The following is a 17,799-nucleotide window of genomic DNA, read 5'->3' on the forward strand; positions in this document are numbered from 1 at the left end:
GCTATGGCGAGCATTTGCAACGCCGAGGGGGCGTGTTTTTGCGGTGCGAACGGGCATGGCGGGGTCTTTTGCACGTTCTCAGTCCGGACGGCGGCCGAGTTCGGTGGACAGCCAGTCGTCGATCAGGCCCTTCTCGTAGCGCAGCGGGTCGCTGGCGGACGGGGTGCTCCGCGCCATGAACATCGCGTCGCGCAACTGCCGCCGGCCCTGCTTGAGCACGCGGCCCTGGTCGGTGCGCAGCGTGAATTCCAGGTCGATGCGGGGCGGGTAGATGTCGCGCACGATGCGCACGTCGGCCGCGCCGCCGCCGCGGCCGGGCTCGAAGGCGCCGGCGCGCTGCACGTCGGCAAGGCGCACGTCCAACCGCTGGTCGGGCGCCAGCAGGGGCGCGGCGCGGTCGGCCAGGTAGAGGCTCAGCGCGTCCAGCCAGGCGCGGCGGGCCCGTTCGGACTCGCGCGGCGACTGGCGGGCGTCGCTCATGCGCTGCGGATCGGCATAGGTCACGCTGACGATGCCGGGCGGCACGCCCTCCTGCTTCGTGCGGGCGGGCGGCGCGCCGACGCCCGGGCCGGCGGCGGACGGCGTGGGAATGGCGGAGGTGGCCGGCCCGCCCGGCGGCGTGTGCGTGCAGGCCCCGAGCAGCACGGCGGCCGAAAGCAGCGCGGCACGTAAGGTCCACGCAGGGGCGGGGCGGGCGACGGCGAGGGGGCGAATGCGGGCGGGCTGGCTCATGGCGCAAAAACTCCTGTGGAAGGCGGTGATGTCGGGACGCGCGGGCGGCAGGCGGCTCATGCGCTGGCGCGCCGCCAGAAGTCGGGCTGCGCGTACTGGTGCTTCAGGTAGTCGATCCAGAGCCGCACGCGCAGCGGCAGGTGCTTGGCGTGCGGAAAGACCACGTAGATGCCGTTGGGCGGGGCCGCGAAGTCCTCCAGCACGGCCACCAGGCGGCCGGCGGCGATCTCGGCCTCGACCTCCCAGGTGCTGCGCCAGGCGATGCCCCAGCCGCCCAGGCACCAGTCGTGCAGCACCTGGCCGTCGGAGCAGTCCAGCGGGCCGCCGGGCTTGAAGTGCACGACCTCCTGCGGGCCGCCGCCACCCTCTTGCCGGGGCAGCCGGAAGGCCCAGCCGCGCGTCTGCGAGGCATCGCTGGATAGCGTGAGGCAGTCGTGCTGCGCCAGCTGGTGGGGGTGCAGCGGCACGCCGCGCCGCGCCAGGTAGGCCGGCGTGGCCACGCACAGGCGCCGGTTGTCGGCGATGCGCACGCTGACCAGGGACGAATCGGGCAGGTCGCCCACGCGCACGGCGCAGTCGAAGCCCTCGCCCGCCATGTCCACCACCCGGTCGCTCAGGTTGAGGGAGATGGTGACTTCCGGGTGCAGGTCGCGAAAGCGCGGCACCAGCGGCGCGACGTGCCGGCGGCCGAAGCCGGCAGGGGCGGTGATGCGCAGGTGCCCTGTGGCCTTGACGCCGCCGGCGGACACGCTGGCCTCGGCATTGGCCACGTCGGCCATCAGGCGCTGGCAGTCTTCCAGGAAGGCGCTGCCTTCGTGCGTGAGGCTGATGCGCCGCGTGGTGCGCACCAGCAGCTTGACGCCCAGGTGTTCTTCCAGCGCATCGAGCCGCCGGCCCATGATGGCCGGCGCCACGCCTTCCGCACGGGCGGCGGCGGTCAGGCTGCCGCGCGTGGCCACCGAGACGAAGGATTCGAACGCCTTGAGCTTGTCCATGGCCGGCGATTATGGGCACGGGTGTCACCACTGGACACAGTTGCTTGCGGGATTACACAGGTGCGATTACCAGCCAAATCAGCCCCCAGCGCTTGATATATAAGCGCCTACAGCTATTATTTCAATAGCAAAGAGTGGGTGCTGCGCTGCGCCCCCGCAGGGATGGGGCCGCCCCACCCCTCCACTTGTGCGCAAAAGTCACTGGTTTTGCGCTTTCCGCGCCGTTTATGTGTGTGGAGAATTCCAATACAGTGGATTCGACGGCGGCGTGCCGGCCTGCCCGTTGCGCGCCACTCCCTTGTGTTCACCCCCACCGACCGAGACCCTCCATGACCGATCGCACCACTGTCAACGGCCTGCAAGTGGCCTCTTCCCTGCACCGCTTCATCGAAGACCGCGTGCTGCCCGGCACCGGCCTGGATGCCGCCGCCTTCTGGCAGGGCTTCGGCGAGCTGGTGCGCGAGCTGGCGCCCAAGAACATCGCCCTGCTGGCCGAGCGCGACCGCCTGCAAACCGAGCTGGACACCTGGCACCGCGCCAACCCCGGCCCGATCCAGAACATGGTGGCCTACCGCGCCTTCCTGGAAAAGATCGGCTACCTGGTGCCGCAGCCCGAGGGCGTGCAGGCCACCACCGCCAACGTGGACGACGAACTCGCCACCCAGGCCGGCCCGCAGCTGGTGGTGCCCATCCTGAACGCACGCTATGCGCTCAACGCCGCCAATGCGCGCTGGGGCAGCCTGTACGACGCGCTCTACGGCACCGACGCCATCTCCGAAGAAGGCGGCGCCGAGAAAGGCAAGGGCTACAACCCGGTGCGCGGCGCCAAGGTGATTGCCTTCGCCCGCGAGGTGCTGGACCAGGCCGCGCCGCTCGCCAGCGGCTCGCACAAGGACGCCACGGCCTACCGCGTGGAAGGCGGCCAGCTGGTGGTCGAGCGCCAGAACGGCGAGACGACCGGCCTGCAGGACGCCGCCCAGTTTGTGGGCTACCAGGGCGATGCGGCCCAGCCGTCGTCGGTGCTGCTGCGCCACAACGGCCTGCACCTGGACATCCAGATCGACCGCAGCACGCCCATCGGCAAGACCGACCCGGCCGGCGTGAGCGACCTGGTGCTGGAAGCCGCGCTCTCCACCATCCTCGACCTGGAAGACTCCGTCGCCGCCGTCGATGCCGAGGACAAGGTGGCCGGCTACGCCAACTGGCTGGGCATCCTGCAGGGCACGCTGACCGAATCCTTCGCCAAGGGCGGCCAGACCGTCACGCGCGGGCTGAACGCCGACCGCGTGTACACCGCGCCCGCCGGCAGCGGCGAGGTGCGCCTCCACGGCCGCTCGCTCATGTTCCTGCGCAACGTGGGCCACCTGATGACCAACCCGGCCGTGCTGTGGACCGACGCGCAGGGCCAGGAGCGCGAGATTCCCGAAGGCATCCTCGACGCCGTGGTCACCACCACCATCGCCCTCTACGACCTGCAGGGCAAGGGCCAGAACGGCGTGCGCAACTCGCGCAAGGGCAGCGTCTACATCGTCAAGCCCAAGATGCACGGCCCGGCCGAAGTGGCCTTCGCCAGCGAGCTCTTCGCCCGCGTGGAGCGCCTGCTGGGCCTGCCGCAGAACACCGTCAAGCTGGGCATCATGGACGAGGAGCGCCGCACCAGCGTGAACCTGAAGGCCTGCATCGCCGCCGCCTCGGCGCGCGTGGCGTTCATCAACACCGGCTTCCTGGACCGCACGGGCGACGAGATGCACACCGCCATGCAGGCCGGCCCCATGGTGCGCAAGGGCGACATGAAGGCCAGCGCCTGGATCCAGGCCTACGAGAAGAACAACGTGCTGGTGGGCCTGTCGTGCGGGCTGCGCGGCAAGGCGCAGATCGGCAAGGGCATGTGGGCCATGCCCGACCTGATGGCCGACATGCTGAAACAGAAGATCGCCCACCCCCAGGCCGGCGCCAACACCGCCTGGGTGCCCAGCCCCACCGGCGCCACGCTGCACGCGCTGCACTACCACCAGGTCAACGTGGCCGAGGTGCAGAAGGAACTGGAGAAGACCAGCGCCGACGCCGAGCGCGACAACCTGCTGACCGGCCTGCTGACCATTCCCGTGTCGCCCAAGCCGCAGTGGAGCGATGCCGAGAAGCAGCAGGAGCTGGACAACAACGCCCAGGGCATCCTGGGCTACGTGGTGCGCTGGATCGACCAGGGCGTGGGCTGCTCCAAGGTGCCCGATATCCACAACGTGGGCCTGATGGAAGACCGCGCCACGCTGCGCATCAGCAGCCAGCACATGGCCAACTGGCTGCTGCACGGCGTGGTGACCGAGGCGCAGGTGCGCGCCACCTTCGAGCGCATGGCCGCCGTGGTGGACCAGCAGAACGCCGGCGACCCGCTCTACCAGAAGATGGCCGGCCGCTTCAATGAATCCGCCGCCTACCGGGCCGCCTGCGACCTGGTCTTCAAGGGCAAGGAGCAGCCCAGCGGCTACACCGAGCCGCTGCTGCACGCCTGGCGCCTGAAGGTCAAGGCCGGCCAGGCCTGAAGCGACGAAGACGGGCCGGCGCGGGAGCCGCCGCGCGCTGCCTGACGACTACCCCGGGCCGTGTCCATCGGCCCGGGGTTTTTGCTTTCCGGGCGCCCGCCTAATCCCTATGGGCTAGGTCGCAGGCCTTCAGAACGGCGCTATCGAGCCGATAGACAAGGCCTAACGAATCCCGGAGCGCAGCATGCGGCTCGACCATCTTTCCATCGGCCGCCGCCTGGCGCTGGCCTTCGTCGCGCTCATCGTGCTCACCGCCGCCATCCTGGCGATCGGCGTGTGGCGGCTGCAGGCGGTGGCCGCCGCCACCGACACGATGATGGCTCAGCCCCTGACCAAGGAACGGCTGGTGTCGGACTGGTACCGCACCATCCACACCAGCGTGCGGCGCACCACCGCCGTGGTGAAGAGCGCCGACCCGGCGCTGGCGACCTTCTTCGCCGCCGAGAACGCGGAATCGTCGCGCATGGCCAGCGAGCAGCAAAAGCAGCTGGAGGCGCTGCTGGAGTCGCCCGAGGAAAAGGCGCTGTTCGCAACGCTGTCGCAGGCCCGGCAGCAGTACGTGGCGGCGCGCGACGCGATCACGCAGGCCAAGGCGGCCGGCCAGGCGGACGCGGCAGAGCGCCTCTTCGACAGCCAGTTCCGCCCGGCCGGCGTGCAGTACCTGGCCAGCCTGCAGGCGCTGCTGGACCAGCAGCGCGCCGGCATCAACGCCACCGCCCAGGGCATCCGCGCAGGCTTCGAGCAGGGACGGGCGCAGATGCTGGCGCTGGGCGCCGTCGCGCTGCTGGCGGCGGCGGCGCTGGCGTTCTTCATCACCCGCAGCATCACCCGCCCGCTCACCCGGGCGGTGGATGTGGCCGAGACCGTGGCCCGCGGCGACCTGACGGCCCGGGCCGAGAGCACCGCCCGCGACGAGACCGGCCAGCTGCTGCGTGCGCTGGACGCGATGGGCACGCAACTGCGCACGGCCGTCAGCCAGGTGCGCCACGGCGCGGACGGCATCGCCCTCGCGTCGAGCGAGATCGCCACCGGCAACCTGGACCTCTCCAGCCGCACCGAGGAGCAGGCCAGCGCGCTGCAGCAGACCGCCGCGTCGATGGAGCAGATGACCTCCACCGTGCGCCAGAACGCCGACAACGCCGCCCAGGCGGATCATCTGGCCCGCTCGGCCAGCGACATGGCGGTGCGCGGGGGCGAGGTGGTGGGCCGCGTGGTGACCACGATGGGCGGCATCCACACGGCATCGCGCAAGATCGTGGACATCATCGGCGTGATCGACGGCATCGCCTTCCAGACCAACATCCTGGCGCTGAACGCGGCCGTCGAAGCGGCCCGCGCCGGCGAGCAGGGCCGGGGCTTTGCCGTGGTGGCGTCGGAAGTGCGCACGCTCGCCCAGCGCAGCGCCACCGCCGCCAAGGAGATCAAGACGCTGATCGACGACTCCGTCACGCAGGTGGATGCCGGCAACCGGCTCGTGGAGGAAGCGGGATCGGTGATCCGCGACGTGGTGGCGGGGGTGCGCCGGGTGACCGACATCGTGGGCGAGATCAGCGCCGCGAGCCAGGAGCAGACCTCCGGGCTGGAGCAGGTGAACCAGGCCATCTCGCAGATGGACCAGGTCACCCAGCAGAACGCCGCCCTGGTGGAGGAGGCCGCCGCGGCGACCGGCTCGCTGGAAGCGCAGGCCGCGCAGCTGGTGCAGGCGGTGGCGGTGTTCCGGATCGCGGACACGGCGGTGCGCCTGAACGCATAGGCCGCCGGGGCGCCAGGGCGGCAGCACGGACGCCGGGGGTGGGCACGCCTCGGCCGACCAGCGCATTGCTATTGTTTTTATAGCTTCCGGCGCAGCATGCATGAGCGCGGGAGCCTGTTTTGGCTTGAAAACGAGCGGCGCAGCACGCCTACACTGCGGGTTCGAGCACTCTCTACGCTCCCACCACGCCCTCGCATCGCCCCGCCGTGACCGCCACCCGCCCGCCCACCGATCCATCGCGCTGCCCGCTGTGCGGCCAGGCCAACCGCTGCGCGATCGAAGCCGGCCAGCCGGCAGCGGATTGCTGGTGCATGGCGGCCTCCGTGGCGCCCCAGGCGCTCTCCGCCGTGCCGCCGGACCAGATCGGCCGCGCCTGCCTGTGCCCGGCCTGCGCGGCCGGCACAGAGGCGCCCGACGCCCTGCCGCCGTCCCCTGCGCCGATATGATGGCCGGCTGCACATCCACCCCTGCGGGCCGCCCTCGCCGCCCGCGCAACCTCTAAGGACACACACCCATGCCCACGTACCACGTCGAGATGATGGAAGGCCGCACCGTCGAGCAAAAGAAGAAGCTGGTGGAGGAGATCACCCGCGTCTCCGTCGAGGTGCTGGGCGGCTCGCCCGAGTCGGTGGACATCCTCATCACCGACGTGAAACGCGAGAACTGGGCCACCGGCGGAAAGCTCTGGTCAGAACGCAGCTGACCGCAGGAGAGCGATGACCGCCTCCGCCGCCCTGCTGCGCGAACGCTACGGCGAGCGCTACCGCTGGCTGCTGCTCTTGTCCGTGATGGTGGGCACGATGGCCTCCATCATGTCGTCCACCATCGTGAACGTGGCCATTCCCGACATGAGCCACCACTTCGCGCTGGGGCAGGAGCGCGCGCAGTGGGTCACCTCGGGCTTCATGGTGGCGACCACCGTCGCCATGCTGACCACGCCCTGGCTGCTCTCGCGCTACGGCTACCGCGCCACCTACGTGGGCGCCATGGTGCTGCTGCTGGCCGGCGGCATCGGCGGCGGCGTGGCGGGCAACTTCGGGCTGGTACTGGTGGCCCGCGTGCTGGAGGGGCTGGCCGCCGGGGTGGTGCAGCCCATTCCGGCGGTGATCATCCTCTACGCCTTCCAGCCGCACGAGCAGGGCCGCGCCAGCGGCATCTTCGGCATGGGCGTGGTGCTGGCGCCGGCCATCGGGCCCAGCGTCGGCGGGCTGCTGGTGGACTGGTTCGGCTGGCGCTCCATCTTCTTCATGGTGGTGCCTTTCTGCATCGCCTCCATCGCGCTGGCCTTCAAGTACGTGCCGGCCAGCGGCCCCGGCGGGCGCGCCGCCGACCGGGCGGGCGACAGCCTGGACTGGCGCGGCCTGGTGCTGGGCGGGGTGGGCACGCTGTGCCTGCTCAACGGCCTGGTCGCGCTGCACAGCGGCCCGGCGATCGAGGCCGGCGCGCTGCTGCTGGCGGCCCTGGGCGCGCTGGTGGGCTTCATCGGCTGGCAGCGCCGGCTGCAGCGGCAGGGCCGCCGCCCGCTGATGGACCTGCGCATCTTCCAGTACCGCCCGTTCGCCATGGGCAGCATCGTGGCCTTCATCTACGGCACGGCGCTGTTCGGCTCCACCTACCTGCTGCCGGTGTTCATGCAGCTGGGGCTGCAGTTGTCGGCGTCGCACGTGGGCACCATCATGCTGCCGGCGGGCATCGTGCTGGCGCTCACGATTCCGCTGGTGGGCCGCATGGCCGACACGCAACCCACGCAGCTGCTGGTCAGCATCGGCCTGGCGCTGCTGGCGCTGTCGTTCGGGCTGATGGTGCTGGTCGATCTGCACAGCGGCCTCTGGATGCTGGTGGGCTTCGCGGTGCTGGGGCGCATCGGCCTGGGCTTCATCCTGCCTTCGCTCAACCTGGGCGCGATGCGGCCGCTGGACAAGCCGCTCATCGCGCAAGGCTCCAGCGCCATCAGCTTCGTGCGCATGCTGGGCGGGGCGGCGGGCGTGAGCCTGTGCGGCATCGTGCTGGAATGGCGCATCGCCGCGCACGGCGATTCGCTGCAGACGGTGGCCAGCAGCGCCGCCCGCATCCAGGCCTTCGGCGAGACCTTCCTGCTGCTGACGGCGCTGTGCCTGGCGGCGCTGCTGGCCGCCTGGCAGCTGCGCGACCCGCGCCGGCCCGTAGCGCCGGCCGCCCGACCCGAATAGCCCACCCCGACGACGAGACAAGAAAGGCCGCGACCGCCATGTGCCAGCTGCTGGGAATGAACGCCAACACGCCGACCGACGTGACCTTCAGCTTCACGGGCTTCGCGCAGCGCGCGGGCAACACGGCCGACCATTCCGACGGCTGGGGCATCGCCTTCTTCGAGGACCGGGGCCTGCGGCACTTCGTGGACCACCAGCGCGCCGTCGATTCGCCGGTGGCCGAATTGATCCGCCGCTACCCCATCCGCAGCCAGAACGTGATCGCGCACATCCGCAAGGCCACGCAGGGCAGCGTGGTGCTGCAGAACTGCCACCCCTTCGTGCGCGAGCTGTGGGGCCGCTACTGGGTGTTCGCGCACAACGGCGACCTGAAGGACTTCCGGCCGCGCCTGCATTCGCACTTCCAGCCGGTGGGCTCGACCGACAGCGAGCACGCCTTCTGCTGGATCATGCAGGAGATCGCCAAGTCGCATGCCGGCGTGCCCAGCATCGCCGAACTCACGCTCACCCTGCAGGAGCTGGCCGCGCGCATCGCGCCGCACGGCACCTTCAACTTCCTGCTGTCCAACGGGCAGGCGCTCTGGGCGCATGCCTCCACCTCGCTCTACTACATCATCCGCAAGCACCCGTTCTCGCAGGCGCATCTGTGCGACGAAGACCTGCACATCGACTTCTCGGCCCACACCACGCCGCACGACCGCGTGGCCATGGTGGTGACGGCGCCGCTCACCACCAACGAGACCTGGACCGCCTTCGACAGCGGCGAGCTGCGCGTGTTCGTGGACGGGGAGTGCCTGCCGCGCCTGGGCTGACCCGGCGGGGCAAGGCTCAGAAGGTGTGAATGAAGCCGGCGCGCCCGAGCGGGCCGCACAAACGCGTCCCGTCAAGGCGCAAAGCGCAGCCATAGCTCGGGCTATGGCGAGCATTTGCAACGCCGAAGGGGCGTGTTTTTGCGGTGCGAGCGGGCATGGCGGGTTCTTTCATACCTTCTCAGCCCAGCGGCTTCCAGATCGGCGGCTCGGGGTCGGGCAGCAGCACGGCCGTGTGGGCGCCGGAGCGCATCACCATGGCCTCGCGCTGGCGTCGGCGCTTGAGCTCGCGGGGCTTGGGCTTGTCGGGGTGCTGGCGGTAGGTTTTGGACACGGAGGTCTCCCAAAGCGGCATGGGCCCATTAAAGGGATTCCGCAAGGCACTGCCATGTCAGACGGTGCCGCAGCCTGCCATCGGTGAGGCACGGCGTCGCGCGGGGCAGACGCCGGCACCCCCGGCGCGGGCCGGGGCTACAGGCCGACGAGCCGGCCGATGGCGCGGGCGATGCGCCCCGCCGGCAGCAGGTTGCCCTGCACGCTGGCCAGGCAGACGCAGATGCCGTCGCCCGACACCACGGGCTGGTGGTGCACGGTGTCGTCGGCGCCGTCGAAGTCCCCCGCGCCATAGTGCTGGCGGCCATCGTGGAAGGAGCCGTACAGCACCTGCGTCATCTCCAGCTCGCTGTGGCTGTGCACGGGCAGCTTCCTGCCGGCGGCCATGCGCAGCAAAAAGAGATTGCTGTCCGGGTCGTGCGGTACGGTCACCCGGCTCCAGTGCATGCCCGGCCCGACCCAGCGCCAGGGCGCGACGGCGCAGCCGTGCAGCGCCTGGGGCCACCGCACGCCGGGCGGCAGCGGCGGCCGGCCCGCGCGGACCGCAACGGCAGCGGTGGTCGGACGGGGCGGCGTGGCTTGCGCGTCGATGGCGGCCAGGGTGCGCGCCAGCGCGTCGGGCTGCGGTATCGCGGGCTCGATGGTCTCCAGCAGCGCGCCGCCCAGGGCCTCGAACGCCTGCTGGCGCTGGCGGCAGTGCGGGCACTGCTCGATGTGGCTGGCGACGACGATGGCCGGCCCGGCCGGCAACTGGCCGGCGGCGTGGGCGAGCATGAGCGCGTCTTCGGGGTGGTGGCGGATCATGGCTCGAGCGCGCCCAGCAGCCGGCGCAGATGGTGGATGGCAAGCCGCACGCGCGACTTCACGGTGCCCAGCGGAATGCCCAGCTCCTGGGCGATGCGAGCATGCGGGTGTTCTTCGAAAAAGGAGAGCCGCAGGATGTGGGCCTGCTCCTGCGACAGCTGGCGCAGCGCGTCGCGCAGGCGCGTCTCGCGCTCCTGGATGCTGAGCAGCTCGTCGGGCTGCGGGGCGGTGTCTTCCAGCGCATCGGCATCGCATTCGCCCGCGTCGGCACCCAGCGCCTGGCCCTTGCGGCGCAGCTGGTCCACCCGCAGGTTGCGGGCGATGGTGAAGATCCAGGTGGACACGCCGGCATGGGCGGCGTCGTAGAGCGCGGCCTTGCGCCAGACGCTGACCATGGTTTCCTGCATCAGCTCCTCGGCCAGGCCCTCGGGACTGCCGAGCCGCATCAGGTAGGCCTTGACCCGGGGCGCGAAATGCTTGAACACGGCGGCGAAGGCCTGCCGGTCCTGGTGCGCCGCGACGGCCTGCAGCCAGGCACTCAACTCGTCGCCGTTCGGCATCGCGCCGCTGGGAGGGTTCGTGGTCACGATCGACAGGTAGGGCGGCCGCGACCTCGCTGCCGTGGCGGGCCCGTCGGACGGCGAAAAGGCGGTGGTCATGCTGCTGTTACGCAGCGCTCGCGGCATTAGATCACACCACCTTCGGGGCTCCGGCGCGCATGGAAACGTCAACCAAATCCAAACGCGGTGCGCTGCCGTATACCGCGCATGTCGTATTTGCAAGCAGAAGAAAACCCCGGCACGGGGAGCCCTCGGGAGCGGGCCGTGGGCCAGGCGCCGGACCAGGCGCTGGACGTCGCCGTGATCGGCAGCGGCATCTCCGGCCTGTCGGCCGCATGGCTGCTGTCCGCCCGCCACCGGGTGAAGCTGTTCGAGGCCGAGGATCGCCCGGGCGGCCAAGCCCATGCGGTGGACGTCGCCACGGCCCAGGGACGGATCCCGGTGGACATGGGCTTCATCGCCTACCACGAGCCGGCCAGCCCCAACCTCGCCGCCCTGCTCCGGCACCTGGGCGTGGAGACCGTGGCCGCCGACCTGTCGTTCGCCGTGAGCCTGGACCGCGGAGCGCTGGAGTACAGCGACTCCGGCTTGAGCGGCCTCTTCGCGCAGCGGCGCAACCTGCTGCGCCCGCGCTTTCTCGGCATGCTGGGCGACCTGGTGCGCTTCTATCGGCAGGGGCCGCAGCGGGCGGCGCGGTACGGGCTGGCGCCCCTCGACGATTTTCTGGACCGCCAGGGTTACGGCCGGGCCTTTCGCGAAGACCACCTCTACCCGATGGCGGCCGCCATGGGGTCCATCCCGGCCGGGCAGGTGGGCCAGTACCCGGTGGAGGCTTTCTTGCGCTGGTGCGAGAACCACCGCCTGCTCAGCCTGGGCGAGCGCCGCGACGGGCGCACGGTGCGCGGCGGCAGCCGCCAGTACGTGCAGCGGCTGGTGGCGTCCCTGGGCCCCGGCCTGCGGCTGGGCCAGGCCGCGGTGGAGGTGCGGCGCGTGCCGGGCGGCGTGTTCGTGCGCACGGCGGATGCGCGGGAGTCCGGCCGGTTCGACCAGGTGGTGATCGCCACCCACGCGGACCAGGCCCTGCGCCTGCTGCCCCGGCCGAGCGACGACGAGCGGGCGCTGCTGGGTGCGTTCGCCTACACCCGCCACCGGGCGGTGCTGCACACCGACCCGTCACTGATGCCGCGACGCAGAGCGGTGTGGTCCGGCGCGAACTACCTGGCGGACCGGGCTGCCCCGGGCGGCCCCTGCGTGAGCTATTGGATGAACCGGCTCCAGCCGCTGCCGGCCGGCCAGGACTGGTTCCTCACGCTGAACCCGCTGCAGGAGCCTGCGGCCCGGCACCAGGTGCACACGCAGACCCGCGAACATCTCCGCCTGGACGTGGCTGCGCTGCGTGCGCAGCGCGTGCTCTGGTCGCTGCAGGGCCGCCAGCGCACCTGGTTCTGCGGCGCCTACTTCGGCTCGGGGTTGCATGAAGACGGCCTGCAGGCCGGGCTGGCCGTGGCGGAGGCGCTGGGCGGGGTGCGCAGGCCCTGGAACGTGGCCGGCGAATCCGGCCGCATCCACCTGCCCGCGCAGCCGGTGCAAGCGGCCTGACGGCCGGTGCCGGCGGCCCGACGGATGCGCCGGGGCGGCGAAGGAAAATGGTGCGGCTGGCGGGGATCGAACCCACGACCCTTGGCTTCGGAGGCCAATACTCTATCCACTGAGCTACAGCCGCTTGACGGGGGCCGCGCGTGGTACGCGGCCAAGCGGCGGATTATCGCACGCCCTCAGAGCCTGAAACCCAAGCCCTTGAGATATGCGTCCACGACCATGCGGCTCACGCCCAGCAGATCGAAGTCGGCATGGTTCAGCAACCAGGTCTGCATCAGCCCCTCGAACACGGAGCGCAGGCCGATGGCGGCGCAGTGGGCGCCCTGCGGCAGCGTGATGCCCTGGGCCGCGGCGGCGGCCTGCAGGTCGTCCTCGAGTTTCTGCTGGAAGCCTCCGCACTCGGAGATGTGCCGGTCGCGCGCGGTGGCGAGTTCGTCCACGTACTCGACGCGGAACAGCGCGATCTCGAACACCCGGCAGGCGCGGGCGTCGGTGGCGATGGTGCGCAGCACGTAGTCGATGCGGTCACGCAGGCGCTGCAGCGGCTCCTCCTGCGAGCGGGAAAACTCCTCGTCGTCACGGTTCGCCCGCTGCAATGGCGACGTGGCGCGGTCCATCATCGCGGTGAACAGGTCGCCCTTGTCCTTGAAATGCCAGTAGATGGCGCCACGGGTGGCACCCGCGGCGCATGCGATGTCGTTCAACGACGCGCGGGATACGCCCTTGTCGTAGAAAACTTGCTCCGCCGCGTCCAGCAAACGCGAACGCGTAGCATCTGCATCCTGTTTGGTTTTTCTAGCCATGGGTTTGGAATGTCTCCTGCCGGCGTCGTGGAAAGCGCCGTCGTAGTAATTATACATTCATGTTTGTATGTACAATCTGCCCTCTTTCCGAAGCCCCTCCTGCGTGCTGGCGTGTGCCGGCCGGGAGGCCGACGGCTCGGAATTCCCGTTTTTTGCTTGTTGCCTTGCCTTGATCCGAAGGACTTCCATGCAGCGCCTGCCCGCCGATTCCGCCATCCATCCCACCCCCCGGCCCCGCTTCCGCACCACCGCCTCGGCCGTGGCCGCGGCCCTGGTGGCCGCCGTCCTGCTCAGCGCCTGCGGCAAGAAGGACGACGGGGCGGCCGCCTCCGCGCAGCCGCAGCAGCCGCCGCCCGCCCAGGTGGGCGTGGTGACCGTGACGCCGGGCGACGTGGGCCTGGTCACCGAACTGCCCGGCCGACTGGAAGCGTCCCGGGTCGCGGAGGTGCGGGCGCGGGCCGCCGGCATCCTGCAAAAGCGCCTCTTCACGGAAGGCAGCGACGTCAAGGCCGGCCAGCGGCTCTTCACCATCGACAGCGCGCCCTACCAGGCCACGCTGGAAAGCGCCCAGGCGAGCGTCGCGCAGGCCGAGGCCAACGTCGCCCAGGCGCGCGCGCTGGCCGAGCGCTACCGCCCCCTGGTGGCGGTGAACGCCATCAGCAAGCAGGAATACGACAACGCGGTCGCCTCCCAGAAGACGGCCGAGGCCAACCTGGCCGCCGCCCGGGCGGGGGTGACCTCCGCGCGCATCAACCTGGGCTATGCCGCGGTGACGGCGCCGATCTCCGGCCGCATCGGCCGGGCGCTGGTGACCGAAGGCGCGCTGGTGGGCCAGGGCACGGCCACCGAACTGGCGGTCATCCAGCAGATCAACCCGCTCTACGTGAACTTCACGCAGTCGGCGGCGGACGCGCTCAAGCTGCGCACGGCCATCGCCAGCGGCAAGTACAAGCAGTCGGCCAGCGGCTCGGCCAACGTGCGCCTGGTGCTGGAAGACGGCAGCGTGTACGGCCAGACCGGCCGGCTGCTGTTCACCGACCTCACGGTGGACGCCACCAGCGGCCAGGTGACGCTGCGCGCGGAAATCCCGAACCCCGACCGCCTGCTGCTGCCCGGCCTGTACGTGCGCGTGCGGCTGGAGCAGGCCCAGGTGGACAACGGCGTGCTGCTGCCGCAGCAGGCCGTGACGCGCTCGGCCAAGGGCGACACCGTGATGGTGGTCGGCCCCGACAACCACCTCACCCCCCGCACCGTGAAGCTGGGCCCCGCGCAGGGCACCAGCTGGGTGGTGACCGACGGCCTCAAGGCCGGTGAGAAGGTGATGGTGGACGGCTTCCAGAAGCTGCCGCGCGGCAAGCCCGGCGACCCCATCGTGGTGAACCCCGTGCCGTGGCAGGCACCCGGCGCCAAGCCGGCCGCCGCGCCCGCATCGGCCCCTGCAGCCGCAGCCGCCCCCGCCAAGTCGTAAGAACAAGAACAAGGAGCGCGGCACATGGCCAAGTTCTTCATCGAACGGCCCATCTTTGCATGGGTCATCACGATCTTCATCATCGTGATGGGGGGTATCTCCATCACCAAGCTGCCGATCGCGCAGTACCCGGCCGTGGCGCCGCCGACCATCCAGGTGTCGGTGGCCTACCCCGGCGCCAACGCCCAGACGCTGGAGGACAGCGTGCTCGCGGTGATCGAGCGCGAGATGAACGGTGCGTCGGGCCTGGCGTATGTCGAGACGACCAGCCAGGCCAACGGCACCGGCTCCATCACGCTGAGCTTCGAGCCCGGCACCAACGCCGATCTGGCGCAGGTGGACGTGCAGAACCGCCTCTCGCGCGCCACGCCGCGGCTGCCGAGCGCGGTGACGCAGCAGGGCGTGCGCGTGGAGCAGTCGCGCTCGAACTTCCTGATGTTCGCCATGCTGACGACGGAAAACCCGGACGTGAGCATCGAGGCGCTGAACGACTACGCCGCCCGCAACGTCGTGCCCGAGCTGCAGCGCGTGGCCGGCGTCGGCACGCTGACGCAGTTCGGCTCGGAACGCGCCATGCGCGTGTGGGTGGACCCGGCCAAGCTCAAGGGCTTCAACCTGTCGCTGGACCAGGTGAACGCGGCCATCCGCGCGCAGAACGTGCAGGTGTCTGCCGGCAACCTGGGTGACCTGCCGGCCGAAAACGGCCAGCCCGTGGCAGCCACCATCGTGGTCAAGGGCCAGCTCTCGACGGCCGAGCAGTTCGGCAACGTGGTGCTGCGCGCCAACACCGACGGCTCCTCCGTGCGGCTGCGCGACGTCGCCCGCATCGAGCTGGGCTCGCAGAGCTACAGCACCAGCGCGCGCCTGAACGGCAAGCAGGCTGTGGGCCTGGGCGTGCAGCCCACCCCGTCGGCCAATGCGCTGGCCACGGCCAAGGCCGTGAAGGCCAAGCTGGAGGAGCTCAAGAAGTTCTTCCCGCAGGGCGTGAACTATGTCGTGCCCTACGACACCTCCAAGTTCGTGTCGGTCTCCATCGAGAAGGTGGTGCACACGCTGATCGAGGCCGTGGTGCTGGTGTTCATCGTGATGTTTTTGTTCCTGCAGAACTTCCGCTACACCATCATCCCGACCATCGTGGTGCCGGTGGCCCTGCTGGGCACCTTCGGCGTACTGCTGGCGATGGGTTTCTCGATCAACGTGCTGACCATGTTCGGCATGGTGCTGGTGATTGGCATCGTGGTGGACGATGCCATCGTGGTGGTGGAGAACGTGGAGCGGATCATGGCCGAAGAGGGCCTGCCGCCGCTGCAGGCCACGCGCAAGGCCATGGGCCAGATCTCCGGCGCCGTGATCGGCGTGACCGTGGTGCTGATCTCGGTGTTCGTGCCGCTGGCGTTCTTCGCCGGCTCCACCGGCAACATCTACCGCCAGTTCGCGGCGACGATGGCCACCTCGATCGCCTTCTCGGCCTTCCTGGCGCTGTCGCTCACGCCGGCGCTCTGCGCCACGCTGCTGAAACCCGTCGATCCGGACCATCACGCGGAAAAGAAGGGCTTCTTCGGCTGGTTCAACCGCTCGTTCAAGCGCACCACGCACCGCTATGAAAGCTGGATGGGCAAGCTGCTGCGCCGCGGCGGCCGCATGATGATCATCTACGCCGTGCTGTTGGGCGCGGTGGCGCTGGTGTACACCCGCCTGCCCACGTCGTTCCTGCCGAACGAGGACCAGGGCTACATCATCACCAACGTGCAACTGCCCCCGGGTGCGGCGCAGTCGCGCACGTCGGCGGTGCTGTCGCAGGTGGAAGATTTCATGCTCAAGCAGCCCGAGGTGGAAAACATCGTCACCGTGGCCGGCTTCTCGTTCTCGGGCCAGGGGCAGAACGCGGGCCTGGCCTTCGTGATCCTGAAGGACTGGAGCGAGCGCGAGGGCGCGGACCACTCGGCCTCGGCCGTGGCCGGCCGGGCCTTCGGGGCGCTTTCGGGCATCCGCGACGCGTTCATCTTCGCGCTGAGCCCGCCGCCCATCCCCGAGCTGGGCACCGGCACGGGCTTCAACTTCCGCCTGCAGGACCGCGCCGCCCAGGGTCACGACGCCCTGCTGGGCGCGCGCAACCAGCTGTTGGGCATGGCCTCGCAGAGCAAGGTGCTGGCGGGCGTGCGCCCCGACGGCATGGAAGACGCGCCGCAGATGCAGATCGACATCGACCGCGACAAGGCCAACGCCCTGGGCATCACGTTCGACAGCATCAGCAGCGCGCTGTCCACGGCCCTGGGCTCGGCCTACATCAACGACTTCCCGAACCAGGGCCGCCTGCAGCGCGTGGTGGTGCAGGCCGATTCCGCGGCGCGCATGCAGCCCGAGTCGGTGCTGGATCTGCCGGTGCTGAACAACAAGGGCCAGACGGTGCCGCTCTCGACCTTCGCGACCACGCGCTGGATCACCGGCGCCATGCAGACGGTGCGCTACAACGGCTATCCGTCGATCAAGATCGCGGGTGACGCGGGGCCTGGCTACTCCACCGGGGACGCCATGAAGGAAATGGAACGCCTCGCCGGCCAGCTGCCCCCGGGCTTCGGCTTCGAATGGACCGGCCAGTCGCGCGAGGAGAAGCTCGCGGGCTCCCAGGCCACCATCCTCTACGCGTTCTCGCTGCTGGCGGTGTTCCTGTGCCTGGCCGCGCTGTATGAGAGCTGGACCATTCCGGTGTCGGTGATGCTGGTGGTGCCGCTCGGCGTGCTGGGCGTGCTGCTGGCGACGCTGCTGCGCGGCATGTCCAACGACGTGTATTTCCAGATCGGGCTGGTGACCATCATCGGCCTCTCGGCGAAGAACGCCATCCTGATCGTGGAGTTCGCGAAAGACCTGCAGGCCGAGGGCAAGAGCGTGCTGGAGGCGGCGCTGGAAGCCGCCCACCTGCGATTCCGCCCGATCATCATGACCTCGCTGGCGTTCACGCTGGGCGTGGTGCCGCTGTTCATCGCCTCGGGCGCGAGCTCGGCCAGCCAGCGCGCCATCGGCACCGGCGTGATCGGCGGGATGATCACCGGCACCGTGCTGGCGGTGGTGTTCGTGCCGGTGTTCTTCGTGCTGGTGCGCTCGTTCTTCAAGGGCAGCAAGCGCCAGCAGGAACACGACGCCCACCAGGCCCAGCTGCACCGCCATGCGGAGGACGCGCAATGACGCCCTGCCGCGCCTTTCTGGAGAACCGACC

The 17,799-nt window shown here is 70.2% G+C and carries 15 protein-coding genes and 1 tRNA gene; 9 read left to right on the forward strand and 7 right to left on the reverse strand.

Going from position 1 to position 17,799, the window contains the following annotated elements; all coding sequences use genetic code 11:
- Positions 1-78 precede the first annotated feature (78 nt).
- Both ABWV53_RS04300 and ABWV53_RS04305 read right to left on the reverse strand, forming a co-directional pair.
- Positions 79-732 (reverse strand): DUF3016 domain-containing protein, encoded by a 654-nt coding sequence (locus ABWV53_RS04300; protein ID WP_353363312.1) that lies wholly within the window; start codon positions 730-732, stop codon positions 79-81.
- A gap of 56 nt (positions 733-788) precedes the next feature.
- Positions 789-1,727 (reverse strand): LysR family transcriptional regulator, encoded by a 939-nt coding sequence (locus ABWV53_RS04305; RefSeq protein ID WP_353363314.1) that lies wholly within the window; start codon positions 1,725-1,727, stop codon positions 789-791.
- 329 nt (positions 1,728-2,056) lie between these two features.
- Between ABWV53_RS04305 and ABWV53_RS04310 the strand changes: the two genes are divergently transcribed.
- The 6 genes from ABWV53_RS04310 to ABWV53_RS04335 all read left to right on the forward strand — a co-directional run bounded on the left by ABWV53_RS04310 (position 2,057) and on the right by ABWV53_RS04335 (position 9,021).
- Positions 2,057-4,267 carry a malate synthase G gene (locus ABWV53_RS04310; RefSeq protein ID WP_353363316.1) on the forward strand — a complete coding sequence of 737 codons (2,211 nt, stop codon included), beginning with the start codon at positions 2,057-2,059 and terminating at the stop codon, positions 4,265-4,267.
- Positions 4,268-4,451: 184 nt separating this feature from the next.
- Positions 4,452-6,020, forward strand: a complete 1,569-nt coding sequence (locus ABWV53_RS04315; protein ID WP_353363318.1) for a methyl-accepting chemotaxis protein — start codon at positions 4,452-4,454, stop codon at positions 6,018-6,020.
- Positions 6,021-6,226: 206 nt separating this feature from the next.
- Complete coding sequence (locus ABWV53_RS04320) at positions 6,227-6,466, forward strand: cysteine-rich CWC family protein (protein WP_353363320.1); 240 nt, start codon at positions 6,227-6,229, stop codon at positions 6,464-6,466.
- 68 nt (positions 6,467-6,534) lie between these two features.
- Positions 6,535-6,723 (forward strand): 4-oxalocrotonate tautomerase, encoded by a 189-nt coding sequence (locus ABWV53_RS04325; RefSeq protein WP_353363322.1) that lies wholly within the window; start codon positions 6,535-6,537, stop codon positions 6,721-6,723.
- 13 nt (positions 6,724-6,736) lie between these two features.
- On the forward strand, positions 6,737-8,209 hold the full coding sequence (locus ABWV53_RS04330; RefSeq protein WP_353363324.1) for a DHA2 family efflux MFS transporter permease subunit: 1,473 nt from the start codon (positions 6,737-6,739) through the stop codon (positions 8,207-8,209).
- Positions 8,210-8,247: 38 nt separating this feature from the next.
- A complete protein-coding gene (locus ABWV53_RS04335; protein ID WP_353363326.1) occupies positions 8,248-9,021 on the forward strand; it encodes a class II glutamine amidotransferase in 774 nt (257 codons plus the stop codon).
- 178 nt (positions 9,022-9,199) lie between these two features.
- Here ABWV53_RS04335 and ABWV53_RS04340 read toward each other — a convergent pair whose 3' ends face one another.
- The 3 genes from ABWV53_RS04340 to ABWV53_RS04350 form a co-directional block, all read right to left on the reverse strand.
- Entirely contained in the window at positions 9,200-9,352 is a 153-nt protein-coding gene (locus ABWV53_RS04340; protein WP_353363328.1) for a hypothetical protein, read from the reverse strand.
- 137 nt (positions 9,353-9,489) lie between these two features.
- On the reverse strand, positions 9,490-10,155 hold the full coding sequence (locus ABWV53_RS04345; protein ID WP_353363330.1) for a ChrR family anti-sigma-E factor: 666 nt from the start codon (positions 10,153-10,155) through the stop codon (positions 9,490-9,492).
- A complete protein-coding gene (locus ABWV53_RS04350) occupies positions 10,152-10,742 on the reverse strand; it encodes a sigma-70 family RNA polymerase sigma factor (protein WP_353363332.1) in 591 nt (196 codons plus the stop codon). The genes ABWV53_RS04345 and ABWV53_RS04350 overlap by 4 nt, the downstream gene beginning before the upstream one ends.
- 180 nt (positions 10,743-10,922) lie before the next feature.
- Here ABWV53_RS04350 and ABWV53_RS04355 point away from each other — a divergent pair, with 180 nt between their 5' ends.
- The gene (locus ABWV53_RS04355) at positions 10,923-12,314 is read left to right on the forward strand and encodes an NAD(P)/FAD-dependent oxidoreductase (protein WP_353363334.1); all 1,392 of its coding nucleotides are present in this window, start codon (positions 10,923-10,925) and stop codon (positions 12,312-12,314) included.
- A gap of 48 nt (positions 12,315-12,362) precedes the next feature.
- Here the strand turns inward: ABWV53_RS04355 and ABWV53_RS04360 are convergent.
- Positions 12,363-12,438, reverse strand: a tRNA-Arg gene (locus tag ABWV53_RS04360).
- Positions 12,439-12,490: 52 nt separating this feature from the next.
- Positions 12,491-13,174, reverse strand: coding sequence for a TetR family transcriptional regulator (locus ABWV53_RS04365; RefSeq protein WP_353363336.1), 684 nt, complete (start codon positions 13,172-13,174; stop codon positions 12,491-12,493).
- Between the two features lie 130 nt (positions 13,175-13,304).
- Here ABWV53_RS04365 and ABWV53_RS04370 point away from each other — a divergent pair, with 130 nt between their 5' ends.
- Together ABWV53_RS04370 and ABWV53_RS04375 are read left to right on the forward strand one after the other, a co-directional pair.
- Entirely contained in the window at positions 13,305-14,585 is a 1,281-nt protein-coding gene (locus tag ABWV53_RS04370; RefSeq protein WP_353363338.1) for an efflux RND transporter periplasmic adaptor subunit, read from the forward strand.
- A 24-nt stretch (positions 14,586-14,609) separates the two neighbouring features.
- Positions 14,610-17,768 (forward strand): efflux RND transporter permease subunit, encoded by a 3,159-nt coding sequence (locus tag ABWV53_RS04375; protein WP_353363340.1) that lies wholly within the window; start codon positions 14,610-14,612, stop codon positions 17,766-17,768.
- Positions 17,769-17,799: the final 31 nt, after the last annotated feature.

Source organism: Acidovorax sp. FG27 (assembly GCF_040365715.1).
Lineage (GTDB): Bacteria > Pseudomonadota > Gammaproteobacteria > Burkholderiales > Burkholderiaceae_C > Paracidovorax.

Bases quoted from the DNA above. Each gene is read 5' to 3' on its own strand.
- ABWV53_RS04300 (WP_353363312.1), bottom strand. From the start codon at position 732: ATGAGCCAGCCCGCCCGCATTCGCCCCCTCGCCGTCGCCCGCCCCGCC.
- ABWV53_RS04305 (WP_353363314.1), bottom strand. From the start codon at position 1,727: ATGGACAAGCTCAAGGCGTTCGAATCCTTCGTCTCGGTGGCCACGCGC.
- ABWV53_RS04310 (WP_353363316.1), top strand. From the start codon at position 2,057: ATGACCGATCGCACCACTGTCAACGGCCTGCAAGTGGCCTCTTCCCTG.
- ABWV53_RS04315 (WP_353363318.1), top strand. From the start codon at position 4,452: ATGCGGCTCGACCATCTTTCCATCGGCCGCCGCCTGGCGCTGGCCTTC.
- ABWV53_RS04325 (WP_353363322.1), top strand. From the start codon at position 6,535: ATGCCCACGTACCACGTCGAGATGATGGAAGGCCGCACCGTCGAGCAA.
- ABWV53_RS04330 (WP_353363324.1), top strand. From the start codon at position 6,737: ATGACCGCCTCCGCCGCCCTGCTGCGCGAACGCTACGGCGAGCGCTAC.
- ABWV53_RS04335 (WP_353363326.1), top strand. From the start codon at position 8,248: ATGTGCCAGCTGCTGGGAATGAACGCCAACACGCCGACCGACGTGACC.
- ABWV53_RS04345 (WP_353363330.1), bottom strand. From the start codon at position 10,155: ATGATCCGCCACCACCCCGAAGACGCGCTCATGCTCGCCCACGCCGCC.
- ABWV53_RS04355 (WP_353363334.1), top strand. From the start codon at position 10,923: ATGTCGTATTTGCAAGCAGAAGAAAACCCCGGCACGGGGAGCCCTCGG.
- ABWV53_RS04365 (WP_353363336.1), bottom strand. From the start codon at position 13,174: ATGTATAATTACTACGACGGCGCTTTCCACGACGCCGGCAGGAGACAT.
- ABWV53_RS04370 (WP_353363338.1), top strand. From the start codon at position 13,305: ATGCAGCGCCTGCCCGCCGATTCCGCCATCCATCCCACCCCCCGGCCC.
- ABWV53_RS04375 (WP_353363340.1), top strand. From the start codon at position 14,610: ATGGCCAAGTTCTTCATCGAACGGCCCATCTTTGCATGGGTCATCACG.